Origin of the sequence: Actinoplanes campanulatus, assembly GCF_014647795.1 — a bacterium.
GTDB lineage: Bacteria > Actinomycetota > Actinomycetes > Mycobacteriales > Micromonosporaceae > Actinoplanes > Actinoplanes campanulatus.
The window spans coordinates 408,825-426,864 of sequence record NZ_BMPW01000002.1; the positions used below are offsets into that span (position 1 = coordinate 408,825).

Consider the following 18,040-nt stretch of genomic DNA (forward strand, 5'->3'; position numbering starts at 1 on the left):
TCCCTCGAGAAGAGAAGCGTTTGATCAGGATATGTCCGTAATAAAGGTTAAAGCATGTACGTTGATACTGAAACAGATTCGAATCTTCGGGGGTGCTGCCGTGCTGGGGGGTGCCGCCTCTCTGGTGGCCGCGGGAGCCGTCACGGCCGGGGTCCTGACGCTGGCCGCCCGCCGGCTCCGGCACCGCCTGGACCGCTACCACTACCTCGCCGAGATCCTGAACCAGACCGGCACACCGGCGTTCGTGAAAGGCCTCACCGGGCGCTACCGGCTGACCAGCGTCGCCTACGACCGGCTCCAGGACATCCCGAACGGCGGCGCCACCGGCCGCTACGACCGCGAGGTGCACCCGCCCATCCGGCTCGGGGAGTTCCGCCGCCGGGACCGGGCGGCCCTCGCCGCGGACGGCCCGGTCGCCTTCGAGGACATGATTCCCGACGCCGGCCGGATGCGCCGGTTCGTCACCACCCTGTACGCGCTCCGCGATCACCACGACCGGCCGTACGCGATCTTCGGGGTCAGCGCCGAAGTGACCGACCTGACGGTGAGCGAGGCCGGCCGCCTCACACAGGCGCACGAGAACGCCCAGCTCGCCGCGATCGTCGAGGCCTCCCAGGACGCGATCGTCAGCAAGTTCCCGGACGGCACGATCAAGACCTGGAACCCGGGCGCCGAGCGGCTCTACGGCTACACCGCCGAGGAGATGATCGGCAGCGACATGACCCGCCTGCTCCCGCCGGACCGGCTCGGCGAGGAGCGGGACCTGCTCGCCCGGGTGCTCGGCGGCCAGGCCCTGACCCGGTTCGAGACCCGCCGCCGGCGCAAGGACGGCGCCGTCATCGAGGTGTCGCTGAGCATGGCGCCGATGCGCGATGCCGACGGCGCGGTGATCGGCGCCTCGACCGTGGCGCACGACATCACCGCGCGGGTTCTGGCCGAGCACCGCCGCCGGGTGGAACGCGAACAGCTCGAAATGATCATGCAGGCGGCCAGTGACCCGTTCTTCACGATGGACGCGGCCGGTGAGATCACCGAGTGGAACCGGCAGGCCGAGCACGTCTTCGGCTGGCGGCGTGAGGAGATCCTGGGCCGGGACCTGACCGGCACGATACTGCCGGAGCGGTACCACGCGGCGCTGCTGCGGCTGCTGGACGGCCGCCTCGAATGGCTGCTGGACCGGCCGACCGAGATGGCCGCGCGGCACCGGGACGGCCACGAGATCCCGGTCGAGCTGACCATGTGGTGCATCCGGCACGACCACAGCCCGCACTACCACGGCTTCGTCCGGGACATCACGGCCCGCCGGCAGACCGAACAGGCCCTCGCCGAGGCCCGCGACCAGGCCATCGAGGCGGCCCGGCTCAAGTCGCAGTTCCTCGCCTCGATGAGCCACGAGATCCGTACGCCGATGAACGGCGTGATCGGCCTGACCAGCCTGCTGCTCGGCTCCCCGCTGGACGACCGGCAGCGCCGGTACGCCGAGGGCATCGGCGCCGCCGGATCGGCCCTGCTCGCGGTGATCAACGACATCCTCGACTTCTCCAAGCTGGAAGCCGGCAAGGTGCTGCTGGAGGACGCCAACTTCCCGGTGGCCCGGCTGATCGCCGAGGTGGTGGCCCTGGTCGCCCCGCCGGACACCCAGAAGGCCGTCACCGTTCGCGGCGACTGCGACCCGGAGCTGCCCGCCACCGTCTGCGGCGACCCCGGCAAGCTGCGCCAGGTGCTGCTCAACCTGGCCGGGAACGCGGTCAAGTTCACCCCGAGCGGCCGGGTGGTGGTCGCCGCGGCGCTGGACCGTACGGTCACCGCCGGCCCGGACGCCGTACCGATCCGGTTCGAGGTGCGCGACACCGGCATCGGCATCGAGGCGCTGGAGCGGGAGCGGCTGTTCGAGGCGTTCACCCAGGCCGACGCGAGCACCACCCGGCGGTTCGGCGGCACCGGCCTGGGCCTGGCCATCAGCCGCGACCTGGTGGAGCTGATGGGCGGCCGGATCGGCGTGGAGAGCGTGCCGGGGGAGGGCAGCACCTTCTGGTTCTCGGTCACCCTGCGGACCGCCCGGGAGGGCCTGGACCTGTTCGGGCGGCACAGGCTGGACGGGCTGCGGGTGCTCATCGTGGACCCCGACGATGACGACCGGACCGTCCTCATGCAACAGCTCGGCGCCTGGTCGATGGACGCCACCGGGGCCCGAGACGAGGACGCCGCCACCCGGGCGCTGACCGAGGCGGCCACCGCGGGACGCCCTTTCGACCTGGTCATCACCGACGTCGAGAGCACCCCGGTGGAGCGGCTGGTGCCGGCCGGCTGCCCGGTGCCGAAGACCGTCCTGCTCGCCGCCGACCCCGGTCACCTGCCCGGCGAGCCGGACCAGCGGGTGTCCGGGGCCTTCGCCAAACCGCTGCGGCAGGCCCAACTGTTCGACGCGCTCGCCGGGGTGCTGAGCGAGGCCGACGGCGACGGCGTGGTGGGCACGGTCGCGGCGAATCCGCCGGGTCGCGGTCACCTGCTGTTGGTCGAGGACAACGAGATCAACCGTACGGTCGCGCTGGGCATCCTGGCGAACCTCGGCTACACGGCCGACGTGGCGGTCAACGGCCGGGAGGCGGTGGAGCGCGCCCTGAGCCGTGACTACCAGGCCGTCTTCATGGACTGCCTGATGCCGGAGATGGACGGCTACCAGGCGACCGCGGAGATCCGCCGTCGTGAGCCGCCCGGCCGGCACGTGCCGATCATCGCGCTCACCGCCAGCGCCCTGGCCGAGGACCGGGCCCGCTGCCTGGCCGCCGGCATGGACGAGCATCTGCCCAAGCCGCTCATCCCGGCGGACGTGGCCCGCGTGCTGGAACACTGGTCACCGGCGGCGCCGCCGGACCTCGCCGAGGTGACGGCGGAGATCGAACGGCGGCTGGACCACCTGCGCGGACCTGACCCGGCGGCCACCGCCGGCGCGCTGACCGGACTGCTCGCCACCCTCTCGGCGAAGATCCCGGAACACCTGGACCGGATCGAGCAGGCCCTCGCCTTCGACGACGCGGGCGCCATCCGTACCGAAGCGCACCAGCTCATGGGGGTGCTGGCGAACCTCGGCGCGGGCCCGGCGACGACCGCCTGCGGCCGGATCGAGTCGGCGGCCCGCGCCGGTGACCTGGACGCCGCCGTGGCCGCCTTCACCGCGGCCCGCCCGCTGATCCGGACGGTCCGGGAGGCCGCCGACCAGATCCGGCGGCGCCCGGTGCGGGCCGGCGGCGGACCTCGATGATCAGGCGCCGACGCGCTCCCGGCGGTCGGCGTAGAGGCTGGTCACGGTCACGGCGGCCAGGGTCAGGCCGATGACGGCGAGCGACGCGTCGGTCGGGATGTCCGGCACGCCCGGCCAGACACCGTGCGCCCAGTGCAGCACCAGCTTCACGCCGATGAAGGCGAGGATGACCGCGAGCCCGTAGTTGAGGTGCCGAAGCCGGTCCAGGACGTTGTGCAGCACGAAATACAGCGCCCGCAGGCCGAGCAGGGCGAACGCGTTCGTCGCGAACACCAGGTACGGGTCCTCGGTCACGCCGTAGACGGCCGGCACCGAATCGACCGCGAAGACCAGATCGGTCATGAAGACGGCCACCACCACGAGCGCCAGCGGGGTGAGCGCGCGCCGGCCCCGCTCCACCACGGTCAGCCGGCCGCCGTGGTAGCCACCGGTCACCGGCATGAGCCGACGCATCAGCCGTACGCTGCGCATGTTGTCGATGTCGACCCGGTACTCCTCGTGGCGCATCGCCTCCCGGAACACCTTCACCGCGGTCGCCAGCAGCACCGCCCCGAACAGCAGGAACGCCCACGCCCCGCTGCGCAGCACGACGGCGCCGGCCGCGATGAAGACGGCCCGCAGCACCAGGGCGCCGGCGATCCCGTACAGCAGCACCCGCTGCGCCAGGCGTGGAGGCACCGCGAACGCCGCCAGCAGCAGCATGAAGACGAACAGGTTGTCGACCGACAGCGACTTCTCCACCACGTAACCGGTGAAGAACTCCACGGCCGGGCGCTGTCCGTACACCTGCCAGAGAAGGACCCCGAACACGGCCGGAAGCGCGAGATAGAAGAGTGACCAGCCGACCGCCTCGCGCATCCCCACGTCGTGGGGGCGATGGGTGATCGCGAAATCGGCGATGAGCAGGCCGATCAGAACGGCGACGCTGATCGCCCAGAGCTGCGGAGACGCGATGGACGGAAGATCGAGCATGGGGCCCCCTCGGACACGTGTCATCGTCCGAGGTCTCCCTCACCCGCCGCACCTGCACGCCGGGCGAACGCACGAGGGCACTTCCGCGTGCCCGTGGTGACCGCCACGCTCTCGTGGAGGTACTCCCCTCGGGGGCAGCATAGGCAGACCCGGCCCGGCACACCAGGCCAACCGTGGATTCCGCCGAATCGGTTGACGGCCGCCGCCACCGGAGGGACGGTGGGATTCCGGCTGCTCATCGCAGTCGCCGGCGGCCCCGAGGAGGTCCGCGATGTTCATCGAGATCGTGCTCGCCGGCCTGCTGATCCTCTGCATGCTGATCAGCATGGCCGCGCTGTCGTCACCACATCACCGGCGGCGTCACCGCCACCGGCACCGGCACGGCTGACGCTTCCCTCAGATCAAGTCGCGCAGGGTCGCGGCGAAACGCGCGGGCGCGCGGAGATGCGGAAAACCGGGCCGTTTCGCGGCCCGCGCCGGGACCTCCCTCGAAAACCAGCACCGGTACGAGTCCCGCAGCCGCCGATCCCCGCGCGGCACCGCGAACTGGCGGTACGCCGCAGGCACCCCGGCCAGGTCGGCGCCGGCCCGGTGCTGCTCCGGGCTCTCCGGTGGCGCCGCGGCCGGCTCGTCGAAGGTCAGCACGGCCCGGGTCGCGTAGGCGGCCGCGAACGCCTCCGCCAGCAGCGCGCCCTCGCCCTGGCCGACCAGCACCGGGGCGCGGTGCAGCTCCAGGTCACGGACCAGCACGGCCAGATCCCGGGCCAGCGCGTCCAGGTCGTTGTCGCCGCGGGCGGCGGACTGGCCGTGACCGGGGAGATCCACGGCGATGACACTGCACGGGCCGGTCAGCTCGGCCGCGACCGGCCACCAGATGGTGCGGTCGTAGAACAGGCCGTGCAACAGGACCACCGGGCGGCCGAAGCTGCCCCAACGGTCGTAGACCAGCAGATTCTTCGGAGTTCCGTAGGCGTGGGTGGTGCGGCGCGGGGGTTGAGGATGCACGGCGTGGGTCTTCCTGAATCGGGGGGAACCCAAACATGCAGTGTCATCCCGGGGTACACCAAACATTCCTCGAAATTGATCTTTTCGAGTCCCCGGTACGTACCGTTTCGGGTTCCGACGCCTAACGTGAGCAGGCATGGCGTTCGTTCTCGACACCGCGGCCCTGCCCGCCCCCGAACGCGTGGAGGCCGTGCACACCGCGATGATGTTCGCCTCCGCCCCCTGCCATGTCATCCACGAGAACCCGGCCGGCCCGGTGCACGCCCGGATGGAGGTGTGGGACCTCGGCGACACCAACATCTTCACCTGCCGCTCCTCCGGTCTGCGGCTGCTGCGCACCGCCAAACTGGCCCGGCAGGACGCCATGCCGGTGATCTCGCTGGCCGTCCAGCGGGAGGGTCACGGCCGCCTCGACCAGCACGGCCACCAGCGGGTCACGCCGCCCGGCGAACTGCTCGGCGTCGACCTCTCCGGCGCCTACGACTACTCCTGGTCCGGTGACGGGGCGGCCGGGTGCGTACAGATCCCGCTCGACCAGCTCGACCTGCCCCTCGATGCGATCCGTGAGGCGCTCGGCAACCTGCGGGCCAGCCCGCTCTACCGCCTGGTCTCCGCCCACGTCGCCACCCTGTCCCGGGACCGGGCCCGGATCACCGCCGATCCGGCCGCCCCCACCGTGGCCGCCGCCACCGTCGACCTGGTCCGGGCCCTGCTCGCGTCGGCCACCCACAGTGAACGGCACACCCGCCGCACCCTCGCCGAGACCCTGCTCACCCGGATCCGCGCGCACGTCCGCCACCATCTGACCGACCCCGGCCTCACCCCGGCCCGGATCGCCGCGGCCCACAACATCTCCCTGCGCCAGCTCTACAAACTCTGCGCCGGCGCCGGCCTCAGCCTGGAACAGTGGATCATCAACGAACGCCTCCGCGGCGCCCGCCACGACCTGCTCCACCCGGGCCACCAGCACCGGCCGGTCACCGCGATCGCCCACTCCTGGGGATTCCGCGACGTCACCCACTTCACCCGCCGCTTCAAGGCCCGCTACGGCCTCACCCCCACCCAGTTGCGCCGCGCCTCGGCCGACGCCCGCCGCCCCGGCGTGTAGAAACCTTCGTGGTCGAGGTCCGCGTGTCGCTTCCAGCTCTTCTTTCTTGTACGGGTGTCCGCGTCCCGCCGCATAGGACCGTCCCGTCCGGTCCGCGCGACCTTGCTGCCCGCTCCGGCCCGTGCCGCGCCCGCCGGGCTCAGATCGGTGCCCGGGCAGGCCGGCCCAGTCGCCACCACCCCCTCTGCCGCCGCTCCCCGCCGACCCTGCTGCCGGTCACGCCGGGTGGGTCGCCCGGTGCGGGTTGTCGCGCTTACACCAGGGGGTGGGTGCACACGGCGGCAGTGTCGTGGTCACCTACGTGGCATATAGCCGCGACGGCCGCCCACGTGGCGGCTTCCGTGTGCGCTCACCTCCGGGAGCCCGTTCACCGGCTCGTGTGGAAGATGCCGATCTTGGTGAGTTGACCACCTCCCGAGGTGGTCAACTCACCAAGATCGCGAAAAGCTGCCGGGCAAAGCGTGCAACCGGAAGTGGAACGCGGACCTCGACCACGAAAGATCTTCAGCGGCCGGTGGTGCTGAAATGCATATAGTCCTTCAACCTGGTCCAGTGGCCGCCCCACGTGAAGCCCTCGCGGGTCACGGCGGTGACCGCGCCGTTCGCGTGCAGCATGCCCGGGTGGTGGGCGTCGCGGGCCAGCCAGGCGGCGCTGTTCGGCGGGTCGAGGTAGTTGCCGCGGATCATCGGGTTCTGTCGCGGATTGATGTCGAAGGCCCGGCCGAACGCGTGCTGTGACCAGGTTTTCGTCCCGGCCACGTAGCGGCACTCGTAGCCCTTCGTGAGCACCGTCTCGTCCGGGACGACGGCCGGCGGCATCGCCATGATCGGGAAGCGGCGGCGGTAGAGGGTGGCGAACGCCCGCTGGGTGGGCCGCACCAGGGTGCGGTGCATGGTGAGGTGGCCGTCGTGGGCGCGGCCGTCGAAGCCGAGATGGCGGACCCAGATGCGGCGCAGATCGGTGGCGCGCAGCGGGCAGTGTTCCGGTTCCGGGGTGGTGAGCCGCTCGATCCGGGTGCGCCAGCCGGGCAGCGGTGCGGCGGGTGGGGTGAGCCGGAGCATGCCGTCCACCGAGAGCGCCGTGCGGCCGTTCCATTTCCGCAGGTCGGCGACGCGGTGACCGTACCGGGCGGCGACGCCGGAGAGGGTGTCGCCGGGCCGGACGACATGCACCGGCGGGCCGGCTGGGAGCAGGTGCGGGGCGGCGTGCGGCGGCGGGCCGGGCGGGAGCAGGAGCAGGGCGGCGAGCAGTCGGATCACAGCTGTCCAGTCTTCCCGGCCGGGCGCCCTCAGTCGGACATGACGCGGTTGCGGCCGGCCTCCTTCGCCCGGTAGAGGGCGTGGTCGGCGCGGGCCAGCAGCTCGTCCAGCGAGGTGTCGCCCGGGCCCAGGCTGGTCAGGCCCACGCTGATCGTCACCGGCAGGGGGCCCGCCTGCGTGGGCACCGGATCGGCGGAGACCGCCAGGCGGATCCGGTCGGCCAGCTCCTCGGCGTGGCCGCCGTGATCGGGCAGGACCGCGGCGAACTCCTCACCGCCGTAGCGGCCGAGCACGTCGGAGTGGCGCAGCCGGCCGCGGATCCGGGCCGCCACGGTACGGATCACCTCGTCGCCGACGCCGTGCCCGTACGAGTCGTTGATCGTCTTGAAGTTGTCGATGTCCAGCATGACCGCCGCCAGCTGACGGCTGTTGCGGGCGGCCGCCTGCACCAGGGCCCCGGCGATCGCGTAGAAGTGCCGCCGGTTGTGCTGCCCGGTCAGCTCGTCGGTGGTGGCCAGCTCCTGCACCCGGCTGAACAGGCGGGCGTTCTCGTACGCGGTCATGCCCTGGGTGGCCAGCGCGGCCGCCACCTGACGGCTGGTGCCGTCGAGCCCGGGGCCGCCGAGCAGCACCAGCCCGACCGGGCCGTCCCGTCCCACCAGGGGGACGGTCAGCGCCCTGGGCGCGCCGCCGAGCACGCGTTCGCGTACCCCCGCGGTCTCTTCCAGGCCGAGCAGCTCGGGCGTGTCGCCCGGGATGAGCCGCACCGTGGTCCCGACCGCCTCGACGGGTGCGGCACCGACCACCTCGAGCACCTCGCCGCCGGTGCTGATCAGGCATCCGGCCGTCGCGCCGAGCTGGGTCCGCAGCGTGCCGCACAGGTGCCACAGCAGCCGGTCCGGCTCCAGGATGGCGCTCATCTCGGCCAGGCTGGCCCGCAGCATCTCGGCCAGCGCCTGCTGCTGCCGGGCGGCCTGCACCTGCGAGTGCAGCTGCGCCGCCCGCGCCGTCTCCAGCGACACGGCGACGTGGCTGCTCACCGCGGTCAGCACGGCGACGTCGTCGTCGGTGAAGACTCCCCGGGCGAGCCGGCTGTCCAGGTAGACGACCGCCACCATCCGGCCCTTGAACTGGACCGGGGCGATCAGGATGCTGCGCAGCCCGTGCATCACGGCGCTGCGTGAGCCGAGCGCGGCGCCCTGCTCGGTGCCGGCGACCACGAGCGGCTCCCCGGCGCCGGCGACCCGGCGGACCAGCGTGGACGCGTACTCGTCGGTCTCCGGAAGATCGCCGGAGGCGTCCCGGCCGGCGTACCGGACCGGCTCGCCGGACTCGTCCAGCAGGAAGAAGACCGCCCGCTCGGCGCCGAGGATGCGCAGCATCTCGTCGAGCGCCACGCTGGCCAGTTGCTGCGGGTCCAGGATGGTCGCGGCGGCCGTGCCGACCTGCTGCAACGCCTCCAGATGCCGGTTGCGGCCGGACGCCGGGCGGCGGTCCGCCACGGTCCGCCGATGGGTGCCGGCGCCCTCGTCCACGCCGAACTCGGCACGCGTCTGCCGCCGCCGCTGCTCCCAGCCGTGGAACAGCGCCATGCTGAGCGCGAACCGGGCCTGCCGGTCGGACTCGTTGGACATGCCCATGGCGCGCATCGCCCGGGCCCGGATCCGGAACACCTCGTACTGGATGAACGGCGCGTCCACCTTCCGCAGCCGCCGCTCCGCCTCGTCGGCGATCCGCAGGCAGCGCTGCGGGTCGCCGGAGGCCAGGTACCAGGACGCCTTCGTGGTCAGGTGCACACAGCGCAGCAGCGGGGTGCCCCCGACCCGGCCCAGGTCCCGGATCGCCTTCTTGGCCACCGCGAGCCGGGCCGGCCGGTCGGCGTCCGCGGCGAAGCGGAACTGGAGGAGCCGGCCGTGCGCCTGGTACATGTAGATCCACTTGTGCTGCGGCAGCAGTTCGGCGTGGCGCAGCTTGAGCGCGTGGAACTCGGCGAGCACCTCCTCCAGTTGCGGCCCCACGTCGCCCTGCTCGATCAGCAGGCAGGCGGCGGCGGTCAGCATGTTGGCCCGCTGCACCCGGGTGCCGGTGCCCTTCGGGAACGCCGTGTGCAGCCGCTTCAGCGCCGCCGCGGCCTCACCGAACCGGCTCTGCCCGGCCGGGATCATCACACTCAGCATGCCGAGCGAGGTGCCCAGCACCTGTTCCTGGTCGGGCAGGTTCCGCATGCCGCGCTCGTACTCGCGGGCGCTCTCCTCCACGTAGCCGCGCAGTAGGTACCGCATCGCCAGGGTGGCGTAACCGGGGATCAGCTGGGCCGGAACGTACCAGCGGGCGTTGCGGGTGGTGGTCTTCTCCCAGATGCTGCCGTCATCGACGCCGCTGATCATCAGGGCGCAGCCGCGCATCCACTCCACGTAGGCGCCCAGACCCGGGTCGCCGAGCCCGGCGGCCACCTCGGCCGCCCGGCGCAGGCAGCGTTCGCTCGCGCCGCGCAGCTTGATCACCGCGGTCACGTAGCCGATCAGGGCGTAGATCCGGACGTACTCGGGACACGGGCCCAGCCGGTTGACCGCGTACACGGCCCGCAACGACAGGGCGCCGGCCTCGGCCAGGCGCAACCCGAGCGCGGCGGCATAGCCGCCGGCGTCCAGCACGGCGGCGAGCGCGGCCAGGTTCTCCCGGCGCCGGCCACGTGCGGTTCCGAAACCCACCCGGGTACGCCGGACCAGCCGACCCATGAACGCCGTCAGCAGCGATATGAGCAGCAGCGGCAGGCCTCGGCCCGGCAGCGTGTTACGCAGCTCGGACAACGCGGCCCGGGTCGCCTCCAGAGCACGGTCGTCGTCCCAGACCGTGTGGTGCAGCTCGATGCGGGTGGTGAGCAGCCGGGCCCGCCACAGCCGGTCCGTCTCCACGGCCAGCGCCCGGTCCAGCACCTCACCGGCCACCTCCAGCCGGCCCGCCCGCAGGTAGGCCTGGGCCAGCGAGTGCAGCAGTCCGGTGTCCGCCGCCGGGTCCCCGGCCACCGCCTCGGTCAGGTAGCGGATCGCCTCGTCCGGGGCCTGGTCGGCCAGGGCACGGCGGCCGGCCAGAGCGGCGCTGCGCCGGCGGTCCTCGTCCGGGACCTGGTCACCGGCCCGGCTGTAGTGACGGGCCACCGCGTACGCGTACCCCTCGTCCCGCAGTTCCTCCGGCATACCCTCGAGAGCCCGGGCCAGATCGGCGTGCACCCGCCGCAGCCGGTCCTCGTCGAGCCGCTCCAGCAGCACGTCGCGCAGCTGGGGGTGGACGAAGGCGTACCAGCCGCCGGGCCGCGGCTCCAGCACGTGCCGGTCGGCCGCGGCCGTCAGTGCGGCCAGCATCCGGTCCGGATCGCCGACCGCGAGCAGCGTCGCGGCCCGGAACCGGACGCCGGCCACCGCGGCGACGGCCAGGCAGTCGAGCGTGCCGCCCGGCAGCGTGGTCAGGCGGGTGGCGACCAGGTCGAGGACGTCGGCGACCGGCGGAAGCGCGTCCGCCCCGGCGACGTCCAGGTGCCAGGCGCCCCACACCGGGCGCAGCAGACCCGCGTCGAGCAGCCGCAACAGGTAGCTGACCACGGCCAGCGGCGTACCGTCGGTCCGCGCCGCGACGTGCCGGACCAGCTCCCCGGTCACCTCCGCGCCGGGCAGCCGGGACGCGATCAGATCGGCGACCGCCGGCCCGGCCAGCGGGCCGCAGTCGACCTCCAGGGTCTTGGCGCTGTCCAGCCCGGCGGCCGGGTCACCCGCCCCGTCCGGGGCGGTGAGCAGCACCAGCACCGGCAGCCCGGCCAGGTCGGCGGCCAGCTTCTCGAGCAACTGCCGGGAGCCCGAGTCCAGATGCTGCGCGTCGTCGATGACCAGCATCAGTCCACCGCAACGGGTGGCCAGCTCGCTCAGGAAGGTGGCCCCGGCGCCGAGCACGTGCTCGTCACCGCCGGCCGGCGCGACGTCGGTGCCGGGCAGGCCCAGCGCGCCGGAGATCCGGGCCAGCAGACGGGGACCGGCCGCCGCGGCCGCCTCCGCCACCAGCGGCTCGACCGCCGTGCGCCGGGCCGTGGGCAGCCGGCGGACCCCGGCCAGCCAGGTCCGTACGGCCTCCCGGACCGCCGACAGCGGGGTCGCCTCCCCGGCCCGGCAGGTGGCCCAGAACAGGGGGAGACCGGCTGCCTCCACCTCGGCGGCCAGTTGCTCGGCGAGCCGGGTCCGGCCGGAACCCGGCCCGCCGCGGATCACCGCCACCCCGCCGTGCCCGGCCCGTGCCCGTTCCCAGCGGCGGGCCAGCCGCTCCGTCTCGGCGGCCCGGCCGCGCAGCGGCCACGCGGCCACCGCGGGCTGCTCGGCGGCCTCCCCGCCCGGACAGCCGCGCAGGGCGTCGAGCAGCGACCGGGCGTCCTGATAGCGGTCGTCCGGGTCCTTGGCGAGCAGCCGGTACACCACCTCGGCCAGCGCCGGACTGATGCCCGGGCGCAGCACCGCCAGGTCCGGAACCGGGGCGGCCAGGTGCAGGCGCAGCAGCTCGCCGACGTCATCGGTCTCGAACGGCAGCCGCCCGGCCAGGCACTCGTAGAGCACCACGCCCAGCGAGTACAGGTCGGAGCGGCCGTCGACCGGGCGCTTGAGCATGCCGGCCTGCTCGGGCGACGAGTACAGGAAGGTGCCGACCGCCTGGTTCGACGGCCCCGTCTCCTCGCCGAGCTGCGCCAGACCGAAGTCGATCAGTTTGGCCGGCTGATCCGTGCTGACCATGATGTTGCCCGGCTTGAGGTCCCGGTGCACCAGCCCGAGCCGGTGCGCGGCGGCCAGGCCCCGGGCCAGCCGGGCGGCCAGGGCGACCACCCAGTCCTCGGCCAGCACGCCACCGGACAACTGGTCGGCGAGCGTGCCGCCGGGCAGATGCTCCAGCACCAGAGCCGGTACGCCGTCCAGGTCGCCGACCGCGAAGACGCGCACCACCGCCGGATCGTCGATGCAGGCCAGCAACGACGCCTCACGGGCGAACTCGGTCCGGATCCTCGGATACTCGGCGGCGTCGGCGAGGGGGCGCTTCAGCGCGTACCAGCGGTCGCCACGCCGCGCGCGGTGGACCATCGTGAACGCGCCACGACCGAGCTCGTCGACCACCTCGAGGCCGGTCAACCCTGTATCCGTCACGGGAACCTTCACTTCGCGTCCGGCGTCACGAAAACCTCTTCGGCCGGAAACGGTCATTGCTGAACGAGTCTCAGAGCGACGCTGCCAGCTTCTGCAGCGCCTCCTTGGCCCCGGTGGTCAACGGCTCCCCGTGACCGGGAAGGATCGCCTTCACCTCCAGGCCGGCCAGCTTCTTCACCGACGCGGCGGCCTGGGTGGCGTCCGCCGTGTACTGCGGGGCGGAACCCTCCAGCCCGTTCTGGTTACGCAGCGCGTCACCGGTCACCAGCACCCCGGTCCCCGGTTCGAAAATCGACACGTGACCCAGGGTGTGCCCCGGGGTGCCGATGATCTGGAGGCCGAACACCTCGTCGCCGTCCTTGAGCGGGGTCAGCGTGTCGCCCGCCGCGTCGATCGCCGCCACGTCCGCCTCGCCGGCATACAGGGTGGCGCCGACCAGCGGGGCGATCGCGGCGAGCCCGCCCGCGTGGTCCTGATGCTGGTGGGTGAGGATCACGTGGCGTACCGAATCCCACCCCAGGCCGGCCGCCTTCAGCCCGGCCTCCACCGACGCCTCCGAACCCGGGGTGCCGGTGTCCACGACGGCTACCTCCCTGCCCCGGACCAGCAGGTAGACCGAGACGAACGAGAGGTCGACCCGGCGCCAGTCGCCCACCAGGCCCGGCGGTGGAGCGGCCGCCGACGGTGTCCCCGCCGGATCGGAGCCGGAACAGCCCGTCACGGTGTTCAGCACGGTCACCCCGAGGACACCGGAGCTCCCGGTCAGAAGCAGTCTGCGGTTGAGGCGCATAGAACATCTTTAGCGCATCGCGGGCCCCGTCGCACACCGGACAGCAGGACGCACGGAGCCGGTTTCGCCAGGCATGCTGGTTTTTCCGGGCCGCAGGCGGGCACCTCGATCTGAACCGCCCGGTGCTGCCCCGGGACCACCCGATTCTGAGCAGGGGGATCTCGTGTTACGGCAACCGACTCCGGTGATCGACGCGATCGTCGCCGAACACCCCGGCTACCGGCCGGTCACCCTCGACCTGTTCCGGCCGCCCGTCGACGGCCCGCTGCCGCTGGTGATCTGGGTGCACGGCGGGGCGTGGCGCTACGGCACCAACAAGCACGACGGGCCCCAGCTCGCCCCGGCCCGGATCGGCGACCGGATCCTCGCCGCCGGGTACGCGCTGGCCCGCCTCACCTACCGGCTCAGCGCCGAAGCCACCTTCCCGGCCCCGCTGCACGACGTCAAAGCCGCCGTCCGCTGGCTCCGCCGCAACGCCGCCGACCTGGGGCTCGATCGGAGCCGCTTCGCGATCTGGGGCGAATCGGCGGGCGGCCACCTGGCGGCGCTCGTCGCGCTCACCGGCGACGATCCCACCGTCGGCGACCACGATCCCGGTGTCTCCGACGAGGTCCGGGCCGGCGTCCTCTGGTACGCGCCCAGCAACCTGCTCACCATGGCCGCCCAGAACCACCCGCAGGGCCTCCAGGACCACGACGCCCCGGACTCCCCGGAGAGCCGGCTCGTCGGCGGCCCGGTCCAGGAGATGCCGAAGGAGTCGGCCGCCGCCAGCCCGGTCAGCTACGTCTCCCCGAACGCGCCGCCGCTGCTGCTCGTGCACGGCGACCAGGACCGGGTGGTGCCCGTCGGCCAGAGCCGGGAACTGCACGAACGCCTCACCGCGGTGGGCGCCCCCGCCGAACTGCGCATCGTGCCCGGCGCCGACCACTGCTTCGTCGGCGCCGACCTGGCCCCGCTCGTCCACGAGGGCCTGACCTTCCTCGACCGGCACCTGACCTAGGGTCCGTCCTGTCGATCACGCGGGGCTACGGCGTGCGATCGACAGGACGGACCCTAGACGGGCGGCAGCCGGCGGCGGGAGGTCACGTCCAGTTTGCGGAACACCTTGCGCAGATGGTGGTCGACGGTGTTCGCACTGAGGAAGAGCCGGGCGGCGATCTCCCCGTTCGTGGCGCCGGCCGCGGCCAGGCGCGCGATCGTCAGCTCCTGCGGGGTGAGGCTGCCGCCCGCACCCTCGGCCGCGTCCAGTTCCCGGGCCGCGCGTTCGGCGTACCCTCGTGCGCCCATCGCCTCGAACATCGAAGCCGCCCGGCGCAACTCGTCCCGGGCGTCGCGGCGCCGCCTGCGCCGCCGCAGCCACTCCCCGTAGAGCAGATGCGCCCGCGCCAGATCCGCCCGGGCCCCGGCCTCGGCCAGCAGCGCGACCGCCCGCCGGTACAGCGGCTCGGCCTCCCCGGCCCCGGCGACCAGCGCCCGCGTCCAGGCCAGCACACCCAGCGCCCAGCCGGTGCCCGCCGCCTCCGCCAGGCCGGTGAACCTCGCCAGCGCCGTACCGGCCGTCTCCGGATCACCGCTGCGGACGGCCGCCTCCACCAGATCGGGCAGCACCCGCGCATGCGTCCCGAGCACGTCCGCGGCGGCCACCTGACCGGCCAGCACCCGCGCCCGCTGGTAGTCACCCCGGCCGAGCGCCTCCGCCACCGCCCCCTCGGCGAGCCGGTCCGGGCGCGGGTGGACGCCGATCTCGGCACACACCCGCTCCGCCTCCGCCAGCGACTCCCGAACCGCCGCCACATCACCGAGCCGCGCCGCCGCGTCCGCCGCGCCATACAACCCCGTCAACAGTGGAAACCGGGCCCCCGATCGCCGCGCGGTCCGCACCACCCGGCGCCAGACCGCGTGCTCCACACCGGAATCCCACAGCAGGGCCGACAGCGTCGCCGCGGTCAGATGCCGCCGCAACACCACGTCGTCCGGGATGTCCGGCGCCAGCAGCATCCCCACGGCCCGCCGCACCTCGGGCACGGCCGCCGCGCATCCCTCCGCCACCAGCGTCCCGAACGCCCGCAGCTGCTGCTCCACCACGGCCGACCCGCTGGTCGCACCGTCCTGGAAGGGCCCGTCGACGCGCGCCGTCGGGTCGGCCCCGCTCACCCGCGCCGCCCCTCCGCCGCCGGGCGGTCGGGCCGCCGCCTCCGCGATCTCGGCGAGGCCGGCGCCGGGTCCCGCATTCCCGGCGCGGATCAGATGCTCCACCGCTTCGAGCAGGGCTCCGCGAGCCAGTCGCGGCTCACTCTCCCCGATCGCGCGTGCGGCTTCCAGACAGATCAAAGACCCTTCCGTGTACGCCGCCGCGCGCCCGGACAGCCCCACGGCCCCCGCCTCGACGAGCATCGCCCGCCCGCGGACCACCCCCGCGCCCGGTTCACCGGCAACCGGCCGCTCGCGCGGGCCCCCGGCCCCTCCTTCGGGACGCCACACGGGCTGGGGCGAGCCCTCTTCCAGGGCGGTGTGGGTGGGTCGCTGTGCCGGTCGGGGTGTGTCTGTGGCGACGGTGGTGTGGGTGGGTCGGCGTACCGGTTGGGGTGTGTCTGTTTCGAGGGTGGTGTGGGCGGTTCGCTGTGCCGGTTGGGGTGTGTCTGTCGCGACGGTGGTGTCGGCGGGTCGCCGTACCGATAAGGGTGTGTTTGCTTGCAGGGCGGCGTCGGCGAGTCGTCGTGCCTGTAGCGGCGCGCCCGCGACCAGGGCGGCTTCGGCCGCGTCGAGGAGGCGTTCCGCGCGGCCGGCGCCCGGGGTGAGTTCCGCCGCCCTCGTCAGGAAGGCCGCCCGTGCCGCATATCCGCCCCGCTCGCAGGCCCGGTCCGCGGCCCCGGCCAGAGCCCGCGCCACCGTCTCGTCGAGTCCCGCGCAGGCTCCGGCCAGGTGCCAGGCCCATCGGCCGGCATCACCGGACGGCCCGGTCACAGCGGCGAGGGCGGCATGAACGGCCCGTCGCCGGTCACCGGTCGCTCCGCTGTAGATCGCCGACCGGGCGAGCGGACTCCGGAACACCGCGGTCACCCCGAGCGTCAGTATCCCGGCGGCCACCGCCGATCCGGCCGCCCCCGGAACGATGCCGAGCCGGTCGGCGGCCGCCACGATCCGTGCGATATCCCCACCGGGCTCGGCCGCGGCGATCAACAGCCAGGTCCGGGTGTCCTCCGGCAGTTCCCGGGCCCGTCGCAGGTGGAACTCCTCGATCCGGCTGCCGGCCGGCAGCGGATCGGGCAACGACCGCGCCCCGGCCAGCTGATCGGCGGAAAGCTCCCGCCCCAGGTCGATCAGTGCCAGCGGATTCCCGCCGGTCCCCGCCACCAGACGAGCCGCGACCAGGGCGTCCAGCGGCCCGGCCACCACCGACCGCAGGAAGGCGGCCCCGTCCGCGGCGCCCAGCCCCGCCACCTCCAGCACCGGGAACCGGCCCCACCCGGCGGGAATCTCCCGGGCCGCCAGAATCAACCCCACACCCGGCCTGCCGCCCTCGGCCCAGCGTGGCGGCTTCCGTCCACCTGGGACCACAGCGACGTCCGGAAGGGCACGAACGCCTTCCAGACCGACACTCGAAACGGTGTGGGTGGGTTCGGCGGCGATGCCGGCAGGGGTGTGGGTGGGTTCGGCGGTGACGCTGGGAGGGTTATGGGTGGGTTCGGCGGTGACGCCGGGAGGCTTATGGGCGGATTTGAGGGTGACGGTGGGAAGGGCGTGGGCGGGTTCGAGGGTGATATCTGGAACGGTTCGCCGGGGCTCCCGGGCGGCGCCCGGACGGGTGCGGGCGGGCTCCAGAGCGACGCCCGGCAGGCGGCGAGCGACCGCGGCGAGCACCGCGAGTGACTCCCGGTCGAACCAGTGGGCGTCGTCGGCGCAGCAGAGCACCGGGTGTTCGACAGCGAGCCCGTCGAGCAGTGCGGCGACCGCCCGGACGACCGGTTCCGGCCCGGCGGGCGGATCATCGGCCGGCCCGAACGCCGCATGCAGCGCCCGCAGATCATCCGGCGGCAGAATCGTCGAGGCGAGAGGCAGCACGGGGATCAGCAACCGGTGCAGCGCCGCATAGGGAAAGCCGCTCTCCGCCTCCACCCCGGCCACCCGGATCACCCGCAGGCCGGAGACTCCGGTGACGGCCTCCTCCAGCAGTGCGGTCTTACCCGACCCCGGATCGCCCACCAGCACCAGCGCGTCGCCGAGGCCCCCATGCAGGGCGCGGACGAACTCCCGCAGCCTCCCGCACTCCCCGGCTCGTCCCTGCAGAGCCATGACGAACCGAAAGCTATCGGCACTCCACTCCCGACCCGCTGGCCCACCGTGCAGCCCTGTCGGCCCACAGTGCACACCTGCCCGCACGCCCGGACGGTCCCCAGCGTTGTCTCAAGTCCCGTGAAACAGCCCTGGCAGCCAGCTGGGGGGTTTCGGCTGGTTCCCAGCGCTGTCGT

At 73.3% G+C, this 18,040-nt stretch carries 9 protein-coding genes; 3 read left to right on the plus strand and 6 right to left on the minus strand.

The annotated features are described in order from the left end of the window. The first annotated feature begins 100 nt into the window (after nucleotides 1-100). Entirely contained in the window at nucleotides 101-3,262 is a 3,162-nt protein-coding gene (locus IEZ13_RS06710; protein ID WP_183217856.1) for a PAS domain-containing hybrid sensor histidine kinase/response regulator, read from the plus strand. On the opposite strand, the gene IEZ13_RS06715 is transcribed toward IEZ13_RS06710, so the two are convergent. Together IEZ13_RS06715 and IEZ13_RS06720 are read right to left on the minus strand one after the other, a co-directional pair. Then, nucleotides 3,263-4,234 (minus strand): TerC/Alx family metal homeostasis membrane protein, encoded by a 972-nt coding sequence (locus tag IEZ13_RS06715; protein ID WP_183217858.1) that lies wholly within the window; start codon nucleotides 4,232-4,234, stop codon nucleotides 3,263-3,265. It abuts the gene before it with no gap. 396 nt (nucleotides 4,235-4,630) lie between these two features. Continuing rightward, nucleotides 4,631-5,239, minus strand: coding sequence for an alpha/beta hydrolase (locus IEZ13_RS06720; RefSeq protein ID WP_183217860.1), 609 nt, complete (start codon nucleotides 5,237-5,239; stop codon nucleotides 4,631-4,633). A 136-nt stretch (nucleotides 5,240-5,375) separates the two neighbouring features. Here IEZ13_RS06720 and IEZ13_RS06725 point away from each other — a divergent pair, with 136 nt between their 5' ends. Further along, nucleotides 5,376-6,347, plus strand: coding sequence for an AraC-like ligand-binding domain-containing protein (locus IEZ13_RS06725; protein ID WP_183217862.1), 972 nt, complete (start codon nucleotides 5,376-5,378; stop codon nucleotides 6,345-6,347). A gap of 504 nt (nucleotides 6,348-6,851) precedes the next feature. Here IEZ13_RS06725 and IEZ13_RS06730 read toward each other — a convergent pair. The 3 genes from IEZ13_RS06730 to IEZ13_RS06740 form a co-directional block, all read right to left on the minus strand. After that, a complete protein-coding gene (locus IEZ13_RS06730) occupies nucleotides 6,852-7,607 on the minus strand; it encodes a M15 family metallopeptidase (protein WP_183217864.1) in 756 nt (251 codons plus the stop codon). Between the two features lie 29 nt (nucleotides 7,608-7,636). After that, the gene (locus IEZ13_RS06735; protein WP_229794499.1) at nucleotides 7,637-12,766 is read right to left on the minus strand and encodes a diguanylate cyclase; all 5,130 of its coding nucleotides are present in this window, start codon (nucleotides 12,764-12,766) and stop codon (nucleotides 7,637-7,639) included. 85 nt (nucleotides 12,767-12,851) lie between these two features. Further along, nucleotides 12,852-13,571: an MBL fold metallo-hydrolase gene (locus IEZ13_RS06740; protein ID WP_183217868.1), complete on the minus strand. Its 720-nt coding sequence runs from the start codon at nucleotides 13,569-13,571 to the stop codon at nucleotides 12,852-12,854. A gap of 184 nt (nucleotides 13,572-13,755) precedes the next feature. On the opposite strand from IEZ13_RS06740, the gene IEZ13_RS06745 reads away from it, so the two are divergent. Continuing rightward, entirely contained in the window at nucleotides 13,756-14,571 is an 816-nt protein-coding gene (locus IEZ13_RS06745) for an alpha/beta hydrolase (RefSeq protein ID WP_203833668.1), read from the plus strand. A 53-nt stretch (nucleotides 14,572-14,624) separates the two neighbouring features. On the opposite strand, the gene IEZ13_RS06750 is transcribed toward IEZ13_RS06745, so the two are convergent. Further along, the gene (locus IEZ13_RS06750; protein ID WP_183217872.1) at nucleotides 14,625-17,864 is read right to left on the minus strand and encodes a helix-turn-helix transcriptional regulator; all 3,240 of its coding nucleotides are present in this window, start codon (nucleotides 17,862-17,864) and stop codon (nucleotides 14,625-14,627) included. Nucleotides 17,865-18,040 lie beyond the last annotated feature (176 nt).

Excerpts from the sequence above, each read along its gene's own strand:
- IEZ13_RS06715 (WP_183217858.1), bottom strand. The coding sequence starts at position 4,234 with ATGCTCGATCTTCCGTCCATCGCGTCTCCGCAGCTCTGGGCGATCAGC.
- IEZ13_RS06725 (WP_183217862.1), top strand. The coding sequence starts at position 5,376 with ATGGCGTTCGTTCTCGACACCGCGGCCCTGCCCGCCCCCGAACGCGTG.
- IEZ13_RS06740 (WP_183217868.1), bottom strand. The coding sequence starts at position 13,571 with ATGCGCCTCAACCGCAGACTGCTTCTGACCGGGAGCTCCGGTGTCCTC.
- IEZ13_RS06750 (WP_183217872.1), bottom strand. The coding sequence starts at position 17,864 with ATGGCTCTGCAGGGACGAGCCGGGGAGTGCGGGAGGCTGCGGGAGTTC.